This window comes from Burkholderia sp. 9779_493 (genome assembly GCF_015712215.1).
Lineage (GTDB): Bacteria > Pseudomonadota > Gammaproteobacteria > Burkholderiales > Burkholderiaceae > Burkholderia > Burkholderia cenocepacia.
The window spans coordinates 1-382 of sequence record NZ_JACCQA010000128.1 but is presented as its reverse complement, the minus strand read 5'-3'; the positions used below and the strand labels follow the sequence as shown (position 1 = coordinate 382).

Genomic DNA, 382 nt, shown 5'->3' with positions numbered 1-382 from the left:
ATCTCAAGACGCTTCCGCTATCCAAATTACTTACTTCTTCCAGATTGTTAAAGAACGACAGCCGATATCTGTTGATATCCTCTGACTGGCTCAATCGCCAATGACAAAGACTCGAACAATCGTCATTCGAATGTTTGTCATTGAGGATTGGTGGAGGCAGACGGGATCGAACCGACGACCCCCTGCTTGCAAAGCAGGTGCTCTCCCAGCTGAGCTATGCCCCCATGTACAGATTTGCCTCAGGTGTGTTACCGCCAGACAATGGTGGGTCTGGTTGGATTCGAACCAACGACCCCCGCCTTATCAAGACGGTGCTCTAACCGACTGAGCTACAGACCCCTGAGTCTGTCTTTAATTTACAGCCGATAAGCGTGAGCGCTCA

The 382-nt window shown here is 50.3% G+C and carries 2 tRNA genes; both read right to left on the bottom strand.

Annotated features, from left to right (window positions below):
• Nucleotides 1–148: 148 nt before the first annotated feature.
• Nucleotides 149–224: transfer RNA gene (locus tag H0X95_RS35815), tRNA-Ala, on the bottom strand.
• Nucleotides 225–262: 38 nt separating this feature from the next.
• Nucleotides 263–339, bottom strand: a tRNA-Ile gene (locus H0X95_RS35810).
• Between the last annotated feature and the right edge of the window lie 43 nt (nucleotides 340–382).